Below are 17,820 nucleotides of genomic sequence, written 5' to 3'. Positions count from 1 at the left end.
AGAAAACGCCGGCCCGTGGGCAGCCACGGGCCGGCGTCCTTGCATTTCCGCCGATTAGTTGCGCGAGGGGAAGATGCCCGCGACGCAGATGATCGACTGCAGGCCGAGATAGGGCTGCATGTTGTCGAACGGCGCGTTGTTGCCGGTGATGCCGACGGTGACGCTGCCGCCGATGCCGGTGACGCTGCCGGCGGCCAGGTTGACCGCGGTGCCCGTGGCGGCGGCCGGGGCGTAGACGCCGGCCTCGGTCAGGTTGATGGGGTCATAGGCGTTGCAGAGGTGCGCGCCGGCCGTCGGCTGGACGATCTGCGAGCCGTTGGCGACGTTGGCCAGAGCCGAGACGTTCACGGTCGGCGAACCCGTCGGGGTGAACACGGCGGCGTGGTTGTGAGCCGGCAGGTTGGTGATGTTCAGGGTGGTGGTCGGCGTGCCGGCCATCTCGCCCTGGACGTAAGACGGCAGGCCGGGGCCTTGGCCCGGGCCGACGAAGGTGCGGCTGCGCAGGTCCGGCAGGCCGAAAGTGGTCTGGCCGTTGCCGCCGAAGGTGGTCCCCAGCAGCGAGAACAGCGCGGTGTTCTGCGAGATCGCGATCAGTTGTCCGTTGGTGTACATGAAGTTGCGCGGGGCGAAGTTACCCGCGAACTGCACGATCATAGCCATATAGAAGTCCATGGCGTCAGGCCCTCCCACAATGTTGAGTTGCCAGGCTATACAGCGACGCCCGTAGCGCGCAAGACGCTCGTTTCATGCGGCTGCCCCAGCTCCGACCAGGCGCGCGGCAAGTCCCGGAAATCCCTTGATAACCGGTCACGCGTATCGGTGTCTCAACTTTGGGACACACTCTTGGCGCGCGATGTGACAATTCACACGGGAAACGCCTTGGGGCTGTGCATAATGTACGGCTACGTGTAATGGGCTGGTAATGCGCGCGGATGGAGAGTCCGGGGCGGACTACCGCGCGTGGATAATTGGGGTTTGGGGGAATTGATGTTCCAGGGGTGGCTGACCCGCGTCATGCGGGGTAACGCGACTGCAGTGCAGTCCGGCGAGGCGCAAGTGCAGCGTGGCCGTGAGCGCACGGTCATGCAGCGCGCGCGCTATCTGGTCATGGCCATGGTCGCCTTGCTGGCGGCCGCGGTGGGTCCCTCGGCCGCCTTCGCCTCGGCGTTCTGCGACGCGGTCAACGCCGGCGCCCTCGACCAGCAGACGGTCTACGTCGCCGGTACGCTCAACTCCACCAGCGCTCGGATGACCTCCAGTCTCCAGACGCTGAACGGTCTTCTCACCGACGCCTCGACCCACGGGGCCAGAGCCAGTTGGTACAACGGCGGGGCAAAATACGACGACAACCCCGGCGAGGTGATCACGGTCACCACCACGATCACCGGCACGGTCCTGGAGTCGCGCCTCTATCGCGGCGCGACCAGCGCCTCGATCGGCAACCTGGTCACCGGCAGCCAGCTGACCGCCAGCGGCAGCGTGTCCTACACGCTGACGGCCAATGAGTACGCGCTGGAGACGCGCATCGTCGGCTCGGGCACGTCTGACGGCACCGTCACGGTCACCGCCTCGTGCGTGGTCGCCCCGCCGGCGATCACCAACATCACGCCGACCCAAGGCCCCACCACGGGCTCCACCAGCGTGACGCTCACCGGCCTGAACTTCACCAACGCGACCCTGACGGTCGACGGCTCCACCGTGACGCCCACTCTGCTGAACGACACCACGATCACCTTCAACACCGCCGCGCACGCGGCCGGCGCCGTCGTGGTGGCCGTGACCACCGCCGGCGGCACGGCGACCACGGGATACACCTTCGTCGCGCCCCCCACCGTGACCTCGATCTCGCCGACCGCCGGCCCGCTGGGCGGCGGCACGTCGGTGACCATCAACGGCACGAACTTCTCCAACGCCACGGCCGTCACCTTCGGCGGCACGGCGGCGACCGGCTTCACCGTCATCAACCCCACCGTGATCACGGCCACGGCGCCGGCCGGCTCGGCCGGCACGGTCGACATCCGCGTCACCACCGTGGGCGGCACCAGCGCCACCAGCGCCGCCGACCAGTACACCTACATCGCCGCGCCGACGGTGACCTCGGTCTCGCCGACCGCGGGTCCGACAGGCGGCGGAACGACCGTGACGATCACCGGCACCGGCTTCGCGGCCGCGCCGGGAACGGGCGCCGTGAGGTTCGGCGCCAGCAACGCCACCTACACGATCAACAGCAACACCCAGATCACCGCCACCTCGCCGGCCAATTCGGCGGGCACCTACGACATCACGGTGATCACGCCCGGCGGCACCAGCGCCACCAGCGCGGCCGACCAGTACACCTATATCAATGCTCCGACCGTGACGTCGGTCTCGCCGACCGCGGGTCCGACCTCGGGCGGCACGACGGTGACCATCACCGGCACCGGCTTCGCGGCCGCGCCGGGAACGGGCGCCGTGAAGTTCGGCGCGACGAACGCCACCTACACGATCAACAGCGGCACCCAGATCACGGCGACGTCGCCGGCCAATTCGGCGGGCACCTACGACATCACGGTGACCACGCCGGGCGGGACCAGCGCCACCAGCGCGGCCGACCAGTACACCTATGTCGCGCCGCCGGTCGCCAGTTCGCAGACCTATGGGTCGATCGTCGCCTATAATACGGGCGCGAACCTGACGACGAACATCGACCTGTCACTCTATATTACCGGGGGCGGCACGCCGACCAACTACGCGGTCGGTTCGGCCACCACGGCCCAGGGCGGCAGCGTCAGCGTCAACAGCAGCGGCATCGCGACCTATACGCCGCCCGTCGGCTACCGGAACGCCAACGACAGCTTCACCTACACGGCGACCAACATCGGCGGCACCTCGGCGCCGGCGACGGTCACCGTCACGATCGGCAATCCGACGATCACGGTGACCCTGCCGTCGGCCACGGCCACGGTCGAGCGGGTCTATAACGCCGGCAACGCGGCCGTGACCTTCTCGGGCGGCCGTGCGTCCTACACCGTCAACTCCATCAACGGCCTGCCCTCGGGCCTGACCTATTCTGGCGGCGTCATCAGCGGCACGCCGGCGGCGCAGGGGGTCTTCACCGTCACCGTCAATGTCACCGACAGCTCGCTGGGCGCGGGTCCCTATAACGCCAACACCACGGCGACCCTGACGGTCGGCCTGCCGCCGGCCCCGGTGGTCTCGTCCTTCAACATCAACGGTCTGACCTACAACGCCGGTTCGGCCACGGCGACGACCTTCAGCGCGTCCTCGCACGCCACCGAAAGCCCGACCGGCTATCAGGTCGGCGCGACGCTGTACGGGGCGACGGTCAGCGTCGATAGCGCCGGCCTGATGAGCTACACCCCGCCGGTCGGCTTCCGCGGCACCGACAGCTTCAACTACGTCGCCACCAACGCCGGCGGCACGTCGAACATCGGCCAGGTCTTCGTGACCGTGAACGACCCGGTGTTCTCGGTCACCCTGCCGGCCTCCACCGGCACGGTCGGCGACGTCTACAACAGCGGCGGCCTGGCCGTGACCATGAGCGGCGGCAACCCGCCCTATAATAACTTCCAGGCCACGGGCCTGCCCGCCGGCCTGACGATCAGCACCTCGGGCGTCATCAGCGGCACCCCGACCACGGCGACCAACGCCACGGTCGTCATCACCGCCACCGACAGTTCGGGCGGCAACGGCAGCTACACCAGCACGGCCTCGGCCTCGCTGAACATCGCCGCGCCGACCATCGCCCTGTCGCCGGCTTCGGGCGCCCTGCCGGACGGCCAGGCGGGCGTCTCCTACAGCCAGCTGATCACCAGCACGGGCGGCATCGCGCCGATCACCTACTCGCTCACGGGCGCCCTGCCTCCCGGCGTGAGCCCGCCGGTCGGCGGCGTCATCTCGGGTACGCCGACGGCGACGGGGACCTACAGCTTCACGGTCACCGGCGCCGACAGCAGCGGCAACGCCTATACCGGCTCGGCCAACTACAGCATCACGGTGGCCGCGCCGACGATCACCCCGTCGACGACGCCGCTGCTCTCGGGCACGGTCGGCGTCGCCTACAGCGACGACGTGACCGCCACCGGCGGCAACGCGCCCTATACCTTCGCTCTGGACACCGGCCTGCTGCCGCTCGGCGTGACCTTGAACACCGCCAATGGCAGGATTTCCGGCACGCCGACGGAGGCGGGTTCGTTCCCGATCACGATCCGGGTCACGGACTCGACCACCGGCGGCACGTATTCGGGCACGCAGTCCTACACCCTGGTCATCAACGCGCCGACGATCACCCTGTCGTCGACCACGCTGCCCAACGCGACGATCGCTCAAGTCTATAGCGCGAGCGGCGCGCCGATCACGGCCACCGGCGGCACGGCCCCCCACAGCTACGCGGCCACCGGCCTCCCGGCCGGCCTGACGATCAACGCCACGAGCGGCGTCGTCTCGGGCACGCCGACGGCGGGCGGCAACTTCAACTTCAGCGTCACCGCCACCGACAGCTCGACGGGCGCGGGCGCGCCGTTCACCGGCACGCAGAGCTACACCCTGGTCGTCGATGCTCCGGCGATCGTGGTCTCGCCGACCAACCCGACCCTGACCTCGGTCGCGGCGGGCGTTGCGGTGAACACCCAGTTCACGGCGGCCGACGGCGTCGGTCCCTACACCTACTCGGTCGGTACGGGCCTGCCCCCGGGCGTCACCCTGTCGGGCGACAGCCTGACGGGCGCGGCCACCGCCGTGGGGACCTACACCTTCACCATCACGGCGCGGGACTCCAGCACCGGCGCTGGTCCGTACACGGGCCAGCGCGCCTACACCCTGACCATCGGCGCGCCGGTGATCACGGTCTCGGGCTCGCTGCCCAACGGCCAGTCCGGCGTCGCCTACGGCAGCCACACGCTGACCGCCAGCGGCGGCACCGCGCCCTACACCTACGCGGCCTCGGGCGCCCTGCCCGTCGGCCTGACCCTGTCGCCCACCGGCACGCTTTCGGGCACGCCGACGGAAGCGGGGACGTTCAACATCACGGTCACGGCCACGGACTCGACGGCGGGGGGCTCCTTCCTCGGCAGCGCGGTCTTCACGGTCACGATCGCGCCGCCGACCCTGGCGGTGACCACGACCAGCCTGCCGGCCCTGACGGCCGGTGCGCCCTACACGGCCACCCTCGCCGCCAGCGGCGGCGTGGCTCCCTACGCGTACGAACTGACGACCGGCCCGGCCTCGCTGCCGGCGGGCCTGACCCTGGCCGCCAACGGCCAGATCAGCGGCACGCCGACGGCTTCGGGGAGCTTCAACTTCTCGATCCGGGCCAATGACTCCACCACGGGGACCGCCGCGCCGTTCTTCAGCCCGGCGCAGCCCTTCAGCGTCACCGTCGGGGCTCCGGTCCTGGTGGTGAACCCGTCGGCCCTGCCGGCGGCCACCCAGCACAGCGCCTACAGCCAGGTGATCACCGCCAGCGGCGGTACGGCGCCCTACACCTACACGGTCGTCGGCGCCCCGGTGGCCGGCCTGACCCTGAACCCCTCGACCGGCGAGCTTTCGGGCGCGCCGACCGCCGTGGGCTCGTTCAACCTCACCGTCCGTGTCCAGGACTCCACGACCGGCGGAACGCACTTCGTCGACCAGCCCTATACGCTGGCGGTGAACGCGCCGGCGCCGCCGACCCCGGGCGCGGTCTCCCTGACCGTGGCCGCCAACAGCACCGCCAACGTGGTCACCCCGTCGCTGAGCGGCGTCCCGGCGACCTCGGTCGCCGTCGCCGCCGCCCCGGCTCACGGGACCGCGACGGTCAACGGCATGGCCTTCGACTACACGCCGACGGCCGGCTTCTCGGGTACGGACACCTTCACCTACACCGCCTCGAACGCGGGCGGGGCCTCGGCTCCGGCCACGGTCACGATCACCGTCACCGCCCCGACCCTGGTGGTCGCCGGCGCGCCGGTGGACGGCATCGTCGCGGTCGCCTATCCCGGCGCGACCTTCACGGCCTCGACCGGCACGGCGCCCTACACCTTCGCGGGGGCTGCCCTGCCCCCGGGCCTGGTGCTCAACGTCACGACCGGCGTCCTTTCGGGGACTCCGACCGCGGCGGGGACGTTCAACGCGGTGATCTCCGCCACCGACGCCTATGGCGCCGTGGGCTCGACCACCTTCCCGATCAACATCCTGGCCCCGGTGGTGACCATCACCAGCCCCGCCGCCGGCTCGCTGCCGACCGCGACGGCCTATGTCGCCTACAGCCAGACCTTCACGGCCACGGGCGGCGCCACGCCTACCAGCTTCGCGGTCACCGCCGGCGCCCTGCCGCCCGGCCTGACCCTGAGCGCTTCGGGCGTGCTGTCGGGCCAGGCCACGACGGTGGGGACCTACAACTTCTCCGTCACGCCTAGCGACGGCTCGGCCTCGCCCGGTCCCTATCCGGGTCCGGCCGTCGCCTACAGCCTGGTGGTGATCGCTCCGACCCTGACCCTGGGTCCGAACTCGCTGCCGGCCGCCGACTACGGCGTCGCCTACAGCCGGACCTTCCAGGCCGTCGGCGGCGTGCCGCCCTACACCTACTCGGTCACCGCCGGCGCCCTGCCGACCGGTGTCACGCTGAACGCCTCGACCGGCGAGCTCTCGGGCACGCCGATGGAGGAGGGGACCTTCCCGCTGACGGTGCGGGCCACCGACTCCGCCGGCGGTTCGGGTCCGTTCTCGGCCAGCGTCAACGTCACCCTGACGGTCAACCGCGCCCCGGCGCCGGTGGTCGAGCCGACCAGCACGACCACGCCGGCCGGTTCGCCGACCACCGTCGACGTGTCGAACCTGATCGACGGCTTCTACGACTCGGTCGTGATCGTGGATCCGCCGCAGCACGGCACTGCCGTGGTCAACGGCGGGGCTTCGCGGATGCGTTCGCAGTCCGGCTCGGGCACGGTGACCATCACCTACACCCCGAACCCGGGCTACTACGGTCCCGACAGCTTCACCTACGCGGCCTCCGGGCCGGGTGGGACCTCGACGCCGGCCGCGATCAGCGTGGCCGTCGCCGCCCCGGCTCCGGTCGTGGTCGCCGACGCCGCGAGCCTCAACGCCAACGCCTCGGTGGTCATCCCGGTGACCGCCAACGACACCGGCCCGATCACGACCATCGCCATCGCCACGGCTCCGACCAACGGCACGGCGACGATCGCGGGCCTGGAAGTGACCTATGTCCCGGCCGCGAACTTCTTCGGTACGGACACCTTCACCTACACGGCGACCGGCCCCGGCGGCTCGGGTGGTCCGGCGACGGTCACCGTCACGGTCAACCCGCTGGCGGTCCCGACCCAGTCGGCCCAGACGATCACCGTCCTGGCCGGCCAGTCGGTGACCCTGGCCGCCACCCAAGGCGCTACCGGCAGCCCCTTCACGGGCGTGACGGTGGTGACCGCTCCGGGCAAGGGCACGGCCGTCGTCAACGGCGAGACCATCGTCTACACCCCGGCCACCGGCTTCCAGGGCCCGTCGGACAGCTTCACCTACCGGATCAACAATCCGTTCGGTGCGTCCAACCCGGTTCCGGTGACCGTCACCGTCAATCCCGCGCCCCTGACGGCGCCGCCGATCACCGTCGAGATCCTCGCCGGCCAGAAGGCGGTCGTTAACCTGGTGGCCGGGGCCAGCGGCGGGCCGTTCACCGGCGCGGCGGTGGCGTCGATCACGCCCGCCAACTCCGGCGCGGCCGTGGTGACCAGCCCCTCGTCGGGCGCCTATACCCTGACCTACACCCCCGACAACGCCTTCGCGGGCACGGCGGTGGTGACCTACACCCTGAGCAACGCCTTCGCGACTTCGGCCCCCGGCCGGATCACCGTGATCGTCACGGCTCGTCCGGATCCGTCGAAGGATCCGGAAGTGAAGGGTCTGATCGCGGCCCAGGACGCGGCGGCTGTCCGCTTCGCCGACGCCCAGATCAGCAACTTCAACCGTCGCCTCGAGCAGCTGCACAACGGCGGCGGCGCGGGTCGCGGGTTCGGGGTCAGCGTCAGCGGCGGTCGCACCGAGCGCGATGACGGACTGGAGGCGCGCGAGCGGTTCCGCAAGTACGCCAGCCTCGGCATGAACGACGCGGTCGATCCGTCCAGCCCGCTGCTGCCTGCCGACACGGCTGGCTACACCGAGAAGGACGACGGCGAAGACGGCCAGGCCGGTCCCAAGCGCTGGGGCGTCTGGGCGGCTGGTTCGGCGGACTTCGGCATGCGTGACGCGGTCGGGTCGCAAAGCGGCTTCCGCTTCACCACCGACGGCCTGACCGGCGGCGTCGACTACCGGGTGAACCAGGACTTCGCCTTCGGCCTGGGTCTCGGCTACGGCCGCGACTCCAGCCGGATCGGCAAGTCGGGCACCAAGAGCAAGGCCGAAAGCTACAGCGCCGGCCTCTACGCCAGCCTGAAGACGGGCGAGAAGACCTTCGTCGACGGGGTCCTCGGCTACGGCACGCTCGACTTCGACACCCGCCGCTACGTCACCTCGACGGGCGAGCTGGTGAACGGCGAGCGTGACGGCGACCAGGTGTTCGCGGCCCTGACCTTCGGGATGGAGCACCGGACGCAGACCAGCCTGCTGTCGCCCTATGGCCGCGTCGCCTACAGCCGCTCGAACCTGGACAAGTTCTCGGAAGACGGCGGTGGCCCCTTCGGCCTGACCTACCATGCCCAGACGGTGAAGAGCCTGACGGGTACGCTGGGTCTGCGCGGCGAGTTCCTCCGCAAGACCTCGGCCGGCCTGCTGGCTCCGCGGTTCCGGGTGGAGTACTCGCACGACTTCGAGAAGGCCAACGACGCCCTGCTCAACTACACCGACTGGGTGGGCGGGCCGACCTACCGCCTGACGGTGGATCCGATCGACCGCGACCAGCTGCGGCTGGAGCTCGGGGCCGACCTGACCATCAAGAGCGGCCTCAAGCTGGGCCTGGACTTCGACAACATGGTCACGAAGGACAGCGACAGCCAGGGCGTCAGACTGACGGTCCAGTCGCCCTTCTGATCGAGGGCGAAGAACTGAACTAAGGAGGGCGGCGCCGGAAACGGCGCCGCCCTTTCTTTTGCTAAAGCTCCTCCCTCGCTTTAGCGGGGAAGGTGGCGCGCTGCGGATACGCAGCGTGACGGAGGGGGCGAGTGACAGAGCTCGGCGTCCAGTCTCACCCCCTCCACCACTTCGTGGTCCCCCTCCCCCGCAGGCGGGGGAGGAGCCTGCAAACCCCAAACGAAAACGCCCGGCGGGTCGGTCCCGCCGGGCGTTCGTTGCTTCAGGCTGTGATGGCGCGGCTCGCCGCGCCCGGGACCTAGCGGTCGAAGTTGCGGGCCAGCAGGAAGCCGAACACCGCGCCGGCCACGAAGGTCCCCAGGGCCAGGGCCAGGGGGTGCTCCTCGGCGGCCTTGTGGGCGGCCTCGGCCTTGGGCTTGGACCAGGCGACGGCGGCGTCGGTCTTGTCGTGCACGTACTCGCGGGCGACCTGGGTCTTCTCGGCGGTCGTCTCGGCGATGGTGGCGGCGGCCTTCTTGACGGCGGCGGTGGCCTTGGCGGCGGTCTTCTTGGCGCTGGCCTTGGCTGCGTTGGCGTCGCCGGCGAGGTCGGTCTTGATGGTGGCGTCGGTCATCGGCGTCTCCCGGTGTGAAAGGGCGTGTTCCCAAAAGTCTGTTCCGGGGCGCGACGCGAGCGCGCCTCCAGGCGTCTGGAGACTAACACCTGGCGAGCCGGTTTGGTTCGGGCAAGAGGCGATCGCGCACGTTTTGCGCGAACCCGCCGCCAGGCTCCAGCGACCGGCCTCCCCCTAGTTGTCGCGGACGACCTTCAGCACCGCCTCGCCATAGCGGTCGAGCTTGCCCTGGCCCACGCCGCCGGACTTGCCCAGGGCCGCCAGGGTCAGCGGCCGGGCGGCGGCGATCTCGGCCAGGGTCGCGTCGTGGAAGATGACGTAGGGCGGCACGTGCTGGGCCGATGCCTGGTCCTTGCGCCAGGCGCGCAGGGCCTCGAACAGCATCTGGTCGCCCGGCGGAACGGTCAGGGCCTGGCGCCGGCGCAGACTCTTGCCGCCGCCGCTTCCACCCTTGCTCCCGGCGTCCCCGCCCGGGGCCTGGCGCAGCGACACCTGCCGCTCGCCGCGATAGACCTGGCGCACGCCCTCGCCGTCGCCAAGACCGATCAGCGGGCGGCCCTCGTTGGGGTCCTCGCGCAGCAGGCCTTCGAACACCAGGGTGTCGAGCAGGTCGCGCCAGCCCTGGGGGCTGAACTCCTTGCCGATGCCGAAGGTCGACATCTGGGCTTCCTGTTGCGTGACGTCCTTGGTCTTGCCCAGCAGGTGGTCGACCAGCCGGCCGCGCCCGAACCGGCCGCCCAGGCGGTGGGCGGCCGACAGGGCCTTCTGGGCGGCCTGGCTCGCATCTATTCCTGTCGGGGGCGAGACACAGATGTCGCAGGTCCCGCAGCGCTCCACGCCCTCCTCGCCGAAATAGCGGCGGACGGCGGCGGCGCGGCAGGTCATGCCTTCCAGCATGGCGTAGAACTGCCGCAGCTTGCGGCTCTGCACCTGCTTGACCTCGTCGGGGGCCTCGCGGGCGTCGATGCGGCGACCGGCCCAGGCCAGGTCCGCGCTGCTGTAGAGGGTAATGCCCTCGGCCGGCTGGCCGTCGCGCCCGGCGCGGCCGATCTCCTGCCAGTAGGCCTCGATGGCTGCCGGCGGATCGGCGTGGATCACGAAGCGGACGTCGGGCTTGTCGACCCCCATGCCGAAGGCGATGGTCGCCACCATCACCGCCTCGTCGGCCTCGAGGAACTGCTCCAGGCGGCGGGCGCGGACGGTCTTGTCGAGGCCGGCGTGATAGGCCAGGGCCGGCACGCCGTTGTCGATCAGCATCTGGGCCAGCTTCTCGGTCGAATCCCGGCTGCCGGCATAGACGACGCCGGCGCGGCCCGGCCGCTCGGTGACCAGTTCGATGACCCGGTCGTGGCCCTTGCCGCGCTTGCGCTCGGCGTTGAGGGCCAGTTCGGGCCGGGCGAAGCTGTCGACGAACTCGGCCGCGCCCTGCAGGCGCAGTTCCATGCGGATGTCGTCGCGGGTGCGGGCGTCGGCCGTGGCGGTCACCGCCAGGCGCGGGACGTTCGGGAACACCTCGGCGATGCGGCCCAGCATCCGGTACTCGGGCCGGAAGTCGTGGCCCCACTGGCTGACGCAGTGGGCCTCGTCGACGGCGACCAGCGACAGTTGCAGGCGCGACAGCCGCTCCAGCATCCAGCCCTGCATCAGCCCTTCGGGCGATAGGTAGAGCAGATCAAGCTGCCCCGCCTCGATGCGCCGCCAGATCTCGGCGCGCTCCTCGGGCAGGGTGTTTGAATCCAGGCGCTCGGCGGCGACGCCGGCCTGCTGCAGGCCCGCCACCTGGTCGGCCATCAGCGCGATCAGCGGCGAGACGACGAGGCCCAGGCCCGGGCGGACGAGGGCGGGGATCTGGTAGCAGAGGCTTTTCCCGCCGCCGGTGGGCAGCACCGCCAGGGCGCTGCGCCCTTCCAGCAGCTCGCCGACCACCTGCGCCTGCAGGCCGCGGAAATCCTGGTGGCCGAAGGTGTGGCGCAGGACATCGCGCGCGGCGTCGAGCGAGGGCGGGGAGGCGAGGGCGGTGGACACGGCGCTCTTTTGGCAGGGGCGAGACTCCCCGCCAAGGCCGGAAACGGCGGATTTCTAAAAGACCCTCTCCCGGAGGGAGGGTGAGGGGCCCGCGCGTAGCGTGGGAGGGTGAGGGGGTACGCTGCTGGCCGGCGTGCCGGCACGCCGTCGACCGTTCCTAACCCCTCATCCGACCTGCTTCGCAGGCCACCTTCTCCCTCCAGGGAGAAGGATCAGGAGACCGGACGGGAATAGAGCCCTCAAGGCACGCCCCGGCCGGTTCTCCCCCGCTTGGTTAAACCGCGTTCACCTCTCGTCAATTCTATCGCGTGTTTGGTCGCTGTGAGCTATGACACCGCCACGCGGGCGGGGCTAACGAGACCTAGGGTTACAGATGGCTAACGGCGCCTTCGGCGGAAACAAGCCGGCGAAGACTCAACGCACGCCTCTCCAGGCGCTGCTGTACTGGACGACGGTCCTGGGCGTATGGGGGCTGATCTTCGTGGTCACCTTCTTCGCGGTGTTCGCGCGCGACCTGCCCGACACCTCCAAGCTCTACGACGTCACCCGCCAGCCCTCGATCAACTACCTGGATCGCTCGGGCGCCCTCCTGGCCGTGCGCGGCAGCCAGTACGCGCCGCCGGTCGACATCGACGCCCTGCCCGAATACGTGCCGGCCGCCTTCGTCGCCATCGAGGACCGCCAGTTCTACCACCACTTCGGGTTCAACCCGTGGGGCATCGCCCGCTCGCTGATCTGGAACATCACCCATGACGGCGGCCCCCAGCGCGGTGGCTCGACCATCACCCAGCAGCTGGCCCGCAACCTGTTCCTCAGCCCGGCCCAGAACTACAAGCGCAAGGCCCAGGAGCTGATCCTGGCCGTCTGGCTGGAACTGAAGTTCAGCAAGAAGCAGATCCTGGCCCTCTACATGAACCGGGTCTATTTCGGCGCCGGCGCCTACGGCATCGAGGCCGCCTCGCAGCGCTACTTCAACAAGCCCGCCAAGGACCTGACCATCGGCGAGGCCGCCCTGCTGGCCGGCATGATGAAGGGCCCGGCCCGCTACTCGCCGGTCAGCGCCAGCGAGCGCGCCGCGCGCCGGGCCACCGTCGTGCTCGACGAGATGGTGCGCCTGAAGGCCATCACCCCCGAGCAGCGCGACGAGGCCTTCAAGACCCCGGTGCAGGTGTCGGCCACCCTGGCCAACCAGCGCGCCCAGTATTTCACCGACTATGTCGACGCCCAGGTGCGCTCGCTGGTCGGCGAGCCGACCGAGGACCTGGTGGTCGAGACCACGCTGGACCTGCCGATCCAGGTCGCGGCCGAGCGCGCCGTGCAGCTGGGCGTCGAGGGCCACCTCAAGCAGGGCGTCCAGCAGGCCGCCCTGGTGGCCATCGACGGCGAGGGCCGCATCCGCGCCTATGTCGGCGGCGAGGACTACGGCCAGAGCCAGTTCGACCGCGCCACCAGCGCCCGCCGCCAGGCCGGCTCGGCCTTCAAGCCGTTCGTCTACCTCACCGCCATGGACCAGGGCCGCAATCCCAGCGTCATGGTGGTCGACGAGCCGGTGAAGATCGGCAACTGGGAGCCGCGCAACTACACCAACACGTTCCTGGGCCCCATGACCCTGCAGACGGCCCTGGCCCAGTCGATCAACACGGTCGCCGCGCGCCTGGCCAACGAGGTCGGCACCAGCAACGTGGCCGCCACCGCTCGACGCCTGGGGATCACCAGCAAGATCCAGCTCGACCCGTCGATGGCGCTCGGCGCCGTCGAGGTCAGTCCGCTGGAAATGGCCCAGGCCTACGCCCCGTTCGCCAACGGCGGTTTCCTGGCCAAGGGCTACGGCATCGAGCGCATCCGCACCGCCTCGGGCAAGGTCCTCTACGACCACAGCGTCGACAAGCAGCCGCGCCCGTCGGTGATCGGCTCGCCGTCGCTGCAATACATGAACCAGATGATGCGCCAGGTGGTGAACGGCGGCACCGGCGGCCGCGCCAAGGTCGCCGGCTACGACATCGCCGGCAAGACCGGCACCACCAGCGACTACAAGGACGCCTGGTTCGTCGGCTACACGGGCGGCTTCGTCGCGGCGGTGTGGACCGGCAAGGACGACAACACCGCCATGAAGCGCGTCAGCGGCGGCGGCCCGCCGGCCGAGATCTGGAAGGTGTTCATGAGCTCGGCCCTGCCGCGCCTCAAGGCCACCCCGATCCCCGGCGGCACGGCCGAACCCCCGCCGCCGGTCGAGGATCCGATCGGCGACATCCTCGGCGACGGCGAGACCCCGACCGCCGATCCGGGCGCGACGGCGCCGCCCGCCGGAACCCCGCCGGCCCAGACGGCGCCGGAACTGCCTTACTAGACAAGACCCATCGCCCCGGATGTCACCCGACATCCGGGGCGTTCCGTTACATCCGGGGCGTTCCGTTTCAGGGGTGAGCCTTCACCAGGCTTTTCGGCGCCACGATCGTCCAGGCGGTGCGCAGCAGTCCCGCCAGTTCGTCGGCCTCGATCGCCGCCAGCCGCACCAGCACCGCGGGATAGCCGCGATAGTGGTCGTCGTCGAAGAAGCGCTCGGGCGCGGCCTCGATCAGCATCTGCTTGGTCTCGATCAGGCAGCGCACGGCGATGACGCCGGGGACGAGGACGCGCTTGGCCTTGGGCGCGGGCCGGGCCAGATAGCCCCAGGCCAGCCCCTTGCCGCGCACGGCATAGGCGATCTGCTGGCCGTTCAGGCCTTCCTCGACCTCGGGAAGCGCCGTGGCCAGGGTGCGCAGGGTGTCGTCATCGACCATGAAGGGATGAGGCGCCTTTCTCCTCCCCCGTGCAACGGGGGAGGTGGCGCGGCGCGGATACGCGCCGTGACGGAGGGGGCGAGGGACAGAGCGCCGAGCCCGGTCTCGCCCCCTCCACCGCTTCGAGGTCCCCCTCCCCCGTTTCACGGGGGAGGAGAGGGTGTTGGGGGCCTTGCGCGCCCTCATCCGACCAACAGCGTAAACCGTTGTTAAGGCTCACTGTTAAGGTCTGCGACACCTCTCCGAAAGCCGGTGTTTACCCCCTCGCTGTATCACTCTGAACCAACAAGAGTCGCTCTCCATGTGGGCGCGGCCGGTTCTGGTGGATGGCCTTCAATGACCAAGACGGTGCTCGTCGTCGACGACGATCCGACCCAACGTCGACTGATCCAGGCGGTGCTGGAGCGCGAAGGTTTCGCGGTCTGCCACGCCGAGAACGGCGACGCGGCCATGGCGCACCTGGCCGCCGGCGCGCCGGCCGACGTGATCCTGCTGGACCTCGTCATGCCCGGCCTGCCCGGCCAGGAGGCGCTGAAGGAGATGCGCGCGCGCGGCTACGCCCAGCCGGTGATCGTGCTGACCGCCAGCGGCGGCGTCGACACCGTGGTCAAGGCCATGCAGGCCGGCGCCACCGACTTCTTCATCAAGCCGGCCAGCCCGGAGCGGATCACCGTGTCGATCCGCAACGCCCTCTCGATGGGCGACCTCAAGGGCGAGGTCGACCGCCTGAACAAGCGCGTCTCGGGCCGCACCACCTTCTCCGACCTGATCGGAACCTCGCCGGCCATGACCATGGTCAAGCGCATCGGCGAGCGCGCCGCCAAGAGCGCCATTCCGGTGCTGATCACCGGCGAGAGCGGCGTCGGCAAGGAGCTGATCGCCCGCGCGGTGCACGGCTCGTCCGACCGCGCCGGCAAGCCGTTCGTGGCGGTCAACTGCGGCGCCATTCCCGAGAACCTCGTGGAGTCGATCCTGTTCGGCCACGAGAAGGGCAGCTTCACCGGCGCGTCCGACAAGCACTCGGGCAAGTTCAAGGAAGCCGACGGCGGCACCCTGTTCCTCGACGAGGTCGGCGAGCTGCCGCTCGACGTCCAGGTCAAGCTGCTGCGCGCGCTGCAAGAGGGCGAGATCGACCCGATCGGCTCCAAGCGCTCGGTCAAGGTCGACGTCCGCATCGTCTCGGCCACCAACCGCGACCTGTCGGCCGCCGTCGCCCAAGGCCTGTTCCGCGAGGACCTCTACTACCGCCTGAACGTCTTCCCGGTGGAGGCGCCCAGCTTGCGCGAACGCCGCGAGGACATCCCGGCCCTGGTCGAGGCCTTCGTTCGCCGCTTCAACATCGAGGAAGGCAAGCGCGTGGTCGGGGCCTCGCCCGAGACCCTGCAGATCCTCTGCGCCTTCGACTGGCCCGGCAACGTGCGCCAGCTGGAGAACGCGGTCTATCGCGCCATCGTGCTGGCCGACGCGCCCTACCTGCAGCCCTACGACTTCCCGGCCATCTCGGGCGTCGTGGCCCCGCCGCTGGAGCCGTCGCCGATCGAGCCCCTGCCGATGATGATCCAGGCCGCCGCCGTCCATGCCGAGACCGGCGCGCTCGGCGAGGCTCCGGTGCGCATCCTCGACGGCCACGGCCACCTGCGGACCCTGGAGGAGATCGAGCGCGACCTCATCCAGCACGCCATCGAGGTCTATGCCGGCCACATGAGCGAGGTGGCCCGCCGCCTGGGCATCGGCCGCTCGACCCTCTACCGCAAGGTCCGAGAGCAGGGCATCGACGTCGACGTCAAGGAAGCCTCGTAGGAGGCGAGGGCAGGGCGCCCGCTAGGCGCGCCCGCCTTGGCCCCAGCGGGCGACCAGGGCGATCGGCGCGCCCACCAGCAACAGGTGCGCCCCGAGATTGTTGATGAAGCGGGGCCAGGCGAAGGCGGCGGCCGGGCCTACCTGGCTCAGCGGCAGCACGACATGGTTCATGACCACATAGGTCGCCGCGCCATAGGCCAGGCCCATCAGCAGCGGCCTGCGGACCAGCACGGGCAGGCGCCGGGCGGCCAGCACGTAGAGCGCCGCCATCACCGCCATGATGAAGTAGTGCAGGAAGAGGCCCAGGGCCGCCGTCCCTGCGCCGCCCTGGAAGGCCGCCTTGCCCAAGAGGCCGCTGGCGATCGACTGCAGGATCCGCTGCGGCGGCACGGCCTTGGTCACGCCCCAGAAGGTGAAGGCGTCCAGGATGTCCAGCGTGCCGGCCAGCAGGGTGGCGACGGCGATGACGAGCAGCACGGGGCGCGTCGCGCCGCGGTCGACAGCCATTGACCGGTTCCTCCCCCGTCTGTAGCGGCGAGGCTATTCCGCCGAACGGCGTTCGGCAATCAGCCGCCTTCCAGGTCGTGCTTCAGGCGGTTGAGCAGGTCGGCGGCGGCCAGGGCGTAGGGGCCGATCCAGCGGTCGTGGATGTCCTGGAAGGGGCCGGCGTCCAGGTGGTTCCAGCGCACCCGGCCCTCGCGCCGCACGACGATCAGCCCGGCCCGTTCCAGCACGCCCAGGTGCTGCATGACGGTGCAGCGGTCCAGGGTTCCGGAAAAGTGTTCGCACAGATCTCCCGTCGTGCGTGGGGCGGCCTTCATCAGGTCCAGCATCTGCCGCCGCCGGGAGTCGGCCAGGGCCTTGAACAGCAGGTCGTCTTGGGCGGCGCTTGACATGTTATAGAATTATAACATTACATGCCGGCGTTCGCCAAGGGAGGACCGCCATGTCCAGCGACGCCAGATCCGACGAGACCCCGCTGGCCTTCGAGGTGCAGCTGAAGATCCGCAAACCGGCCGCCGACGTCTTCGACGCCGTCGTCGATCCCAAGAAGCTCAGCGGCTATTTCCTGCGCGAGGGCAGCGGCCCCCTGGTCGCCGGAACCACCGTGCTCTGGCAGTTCCCCGAGTTCGAGGAGCGCTATCCGGTGGTCGTGCGCGAGGTCGCGGCCCCCGAGCGCATCGTGCTGGAATGGGGCTCGGCGATCGCCGGCGACCCCGACACCCGGGTGGTGATGACCTTCGTGGCGCTCGATGCGGCAAACACCATGGTCAAGATCAGCGAGTCCGGCTGGCCGCACAGCCCCGAGGGCCTGAAGGCCTCGCACGGCAACGCCGGCGGCTGGATGCACATGATGGCCGCGATGAAGGCCTATCTGGAATACGGGATAAACCTGCGCGAGGGCGGGGCGTTCTAGGAGGGGCGATTGGCTCCGCCCCCAACCTCCCGTCATTCCCGCCCTTGTGGCGAGAACCACTGGTTCCGTTCGCACGTGAAGCGCTAGCGGCGTGCTCGGCACGCCGCCTCATCTGCCCTTGCGGCTGACAGAGGGGTTCCCGCCACAAGGGCGGGAATGACGGGCGTTGA

General features: G+C 70.0%; 10 protein-coding genes. 4 read left to right on the top strand and 6 right to left on the bottom strand.

The window, feature by feature from the left end; all coding sequences use genetic code 11:
- Window positions 1-54 precede the first annotated feature (54 nt).
- Window positions 55-672 (bottom strand): phage tail protein, encoded by a 618-nt coding sequence (locus V6S85_RS21360; protein ID WP_082656615.1) that lies wholly within the window; start codon window positions 670-672, stop codon window positions 55-57.
- Window positions 673-987: 315 nt separating this feature from the next.
- On the opposite strand from V6S85_RS21360, the gene V6S85_RS21355 reads away from it, so the two are divergent.
- Window positions 988-9,015: a putative Ig domain-containing protein gene (locus V6S85_RS21355; RefSeq protein WP_334350161.1), complete on the top strand. Its 8,028-nt coding sequence runs from the start codon at window positions 988-990 to the stop codon at window positions 9,013-9,015.
- 298 nt (window positions 9,016-9,313) lie between these two features.
- Here the strand turns inward: V6S85_RS21355 and V6S85_RS21350 are convergent, their stop codons facing one another.
- Both V6S85_RS21350 and recQ read right to left on the bottom strand, forming a co-directional pair.
- Window positions 9,314-9,628, bottom strand: a complete 315-nt coding sequence (locus tag V6S85_RS21350; protein ID WP_116564104.1) for a hypothetical protein — start codon at window positions 9,626-9,628, stop codon at window positions 9,314-9,316.
- Between the two features lie 174 nt (window positions 9,629-9,802).
- Window positions 9,803-11,653 (bottom strand): DNA helicase RecQ, encoded by a 1,851-nt coding sequence (gene recQ, locus V6S85_RS21345; RefSeq protein ID WP_334350160.1) that lies wholly within the window; start codon window positions 11,651-11,653, stop codon window positions 9,803-9,805.
- 373 nt (window positions 11,654-12,026) lie between these two features.
- Between recQ and V6S85_RS21340 the strand changes: the two genes are divergently transcribed.
- On the top strand, window positions 12,027-14,000 hold the full coding sequence (locus V6S85_RS21340; protein ID WP_116564100.1) for a transglycosylase domain-containing protein: 1,974 nt from the start codon (window positions 12,027-12,029) through the stop codon (window positions 13,998-14,000).
- 67 nt (window positions 14,001-14,067) lie between these two features.
- Here V6S85_RS21340 and V6S85_RS21335 read toward each other — a convergent pair whose 3' ends face one another.
- Window positions 14,068-14,433, bottom strand: coding sequence for an MmcQ/YjbR family DNA-binding protein (locus tag V6S85_RS21335; protein WP_334350182.1), 366 nt, complete (start codon window positions 14,431-14,433; stop codon window positions 14,068-14,070).
- Window positions 14,434-14,769: 336 nt separating this feature from the next.
- Between V6S85_RS21335 and V6S85_RS21325 the strand changes: the two genes are divergently transcribed.
- Complete coding sequence (locus V6S85_RS21325; RefSeq protein WP_334350159.1) at window positions 14,770-16,233, top strand: sigma-54-dependent transcriptional regulator; 1,464 nt, start codon at window positions 14,770-14,772, stop codon at window positions 16,231-16,233.
- 21 nt (window positions 16,234-16,254) lie between these two features.
- Here V6S85_RS21325 and V6S85_RS21320 read toward each other — a convergent pair whose 3' ends face one another.
- Both V6S85_RS21320 and V6S85_RS21315 read right to left on the bottom strand, forming a co-directional pair.
- On the bottom strand, window positions 16,255-16,740 hold the full coding sequence (locus V6S85_RS21320) for a hypothetical protein (protein WP_116564096.1): 486 nt from the start codon (window positions 16,738-16,740) through the stop codon (window positions 16,255-16,257).
- Window positions 16,741-16,799: 59 nt separating this feature from the next.
- Window positions 16,800-17,129 (bottom strand): ArsR/SmtB family transcription factor, encoded by a 330-nt coding sequence (locus V6S85_RS21315; RefSeq protein WP_334350158.1) that lies wholly within the window; start codon window positions 17,127-17,129, stop codon window positions 16,800-16,802.
- Between the two features lie 50 nt (window positions 17,130-17,179).
- Between V6S85_RS21315 and V6S85_RS21310 the strand changes: the two genes are divergently transcribed.
- Window positions 17,180-17,650, top strand: a complete 471-nt coding sequence (locus tag V6S85_RS21310; protein WP_334350157.1) for an SRPBCC domain-containing protein — start codon at window positions 17,180-17,182, stop codon at window positions 17,648-17,650.
- The last annotated feature ends 170 nt before the right edge of the window (window positions 17,651-17,820 follow it).

The sequence above is a fragment of the Caulobacter sp. CCNWLW153 genome (assembly GCF_036889365.1).
In the GTDB taxonomy this organism is placed as follows: domain Bacteria; phylum Pseudomonadota; class Alphaproteobacteria; order Caulobacterales; family Caulobacteraceae; genus Caulobacter; species Caulobacter radicis.
Note: the sequence above shows the minus strand (reverse complement) of the source record. Positions and strands in the feature narration are given on the sequence as shown.

Bases quoted from the DNA above. Each gene is read 5' to 3' on its own strand.
- V6S85_RS21315 (WP_334350158.1), bottom strand. From the start codon at position 17,129: ATGTCAAGCGCCGCCCAAGACGACCTGCTGTTCAAGGCCCTGGCCGAC.
- V6S85_RS21340 (WP_116564100.1), top strand. From the start codon at position 12,027: ATGGCTAACGGCGCCTTCGGCGGAAACAAGCCGGCGAAGACTCAACGC.
- V6S85_RS21350 (WP_116564104.1), bottom strand. From the start codon at position 9,628: ATGACCGACGCCACCATCAAGACCGACCTCGCCGGCGACGCCAACGCA.
- V6S85_RS21320 (WP_116564096.1), bottom strand. From the start codon at position 16,740: ATGGCTGTCGACCGCGGCGCGACGCGCCCCGTGCTGCTCGTCATCGCC.
- V6S85_RS21335 (WP_334350182.1), bottom strand. From the start codon at position 14,433: ATGGTCGATGACGACACCCTGCGCACCCTGGCCACGGCGCTTCCCGAG.
- V6S85_RS21355 (WP_334350161.1), top strand. From the start codon at position 988: ATGTTCCAGGGGTGGCTGACCCGCGTCATGCGGGGTAACGCGACTGCA.
- V6S85_RS21310 (WP_334350157.1), top strand. From the start codon at position 17,180: ATGTCCAGCGACGCCAGATCCGACGAGACCCCGCTGGCCTTCGAGGTG.
- V6S85_RS21360 (WP_082656615.1), bottom strand. From the start codon at position 672: ATGGACTTCTATATGGCTATGATCGTGCAGTTCGCGGGTAACTTCGCC.
- V6S85_RS21325 (WP_334350159.1), top strand. From the start codon at position 14,770: ATGACCAAGACGGTGCTCGTCGTCGACGACGATCCGACCCAACGTCGA.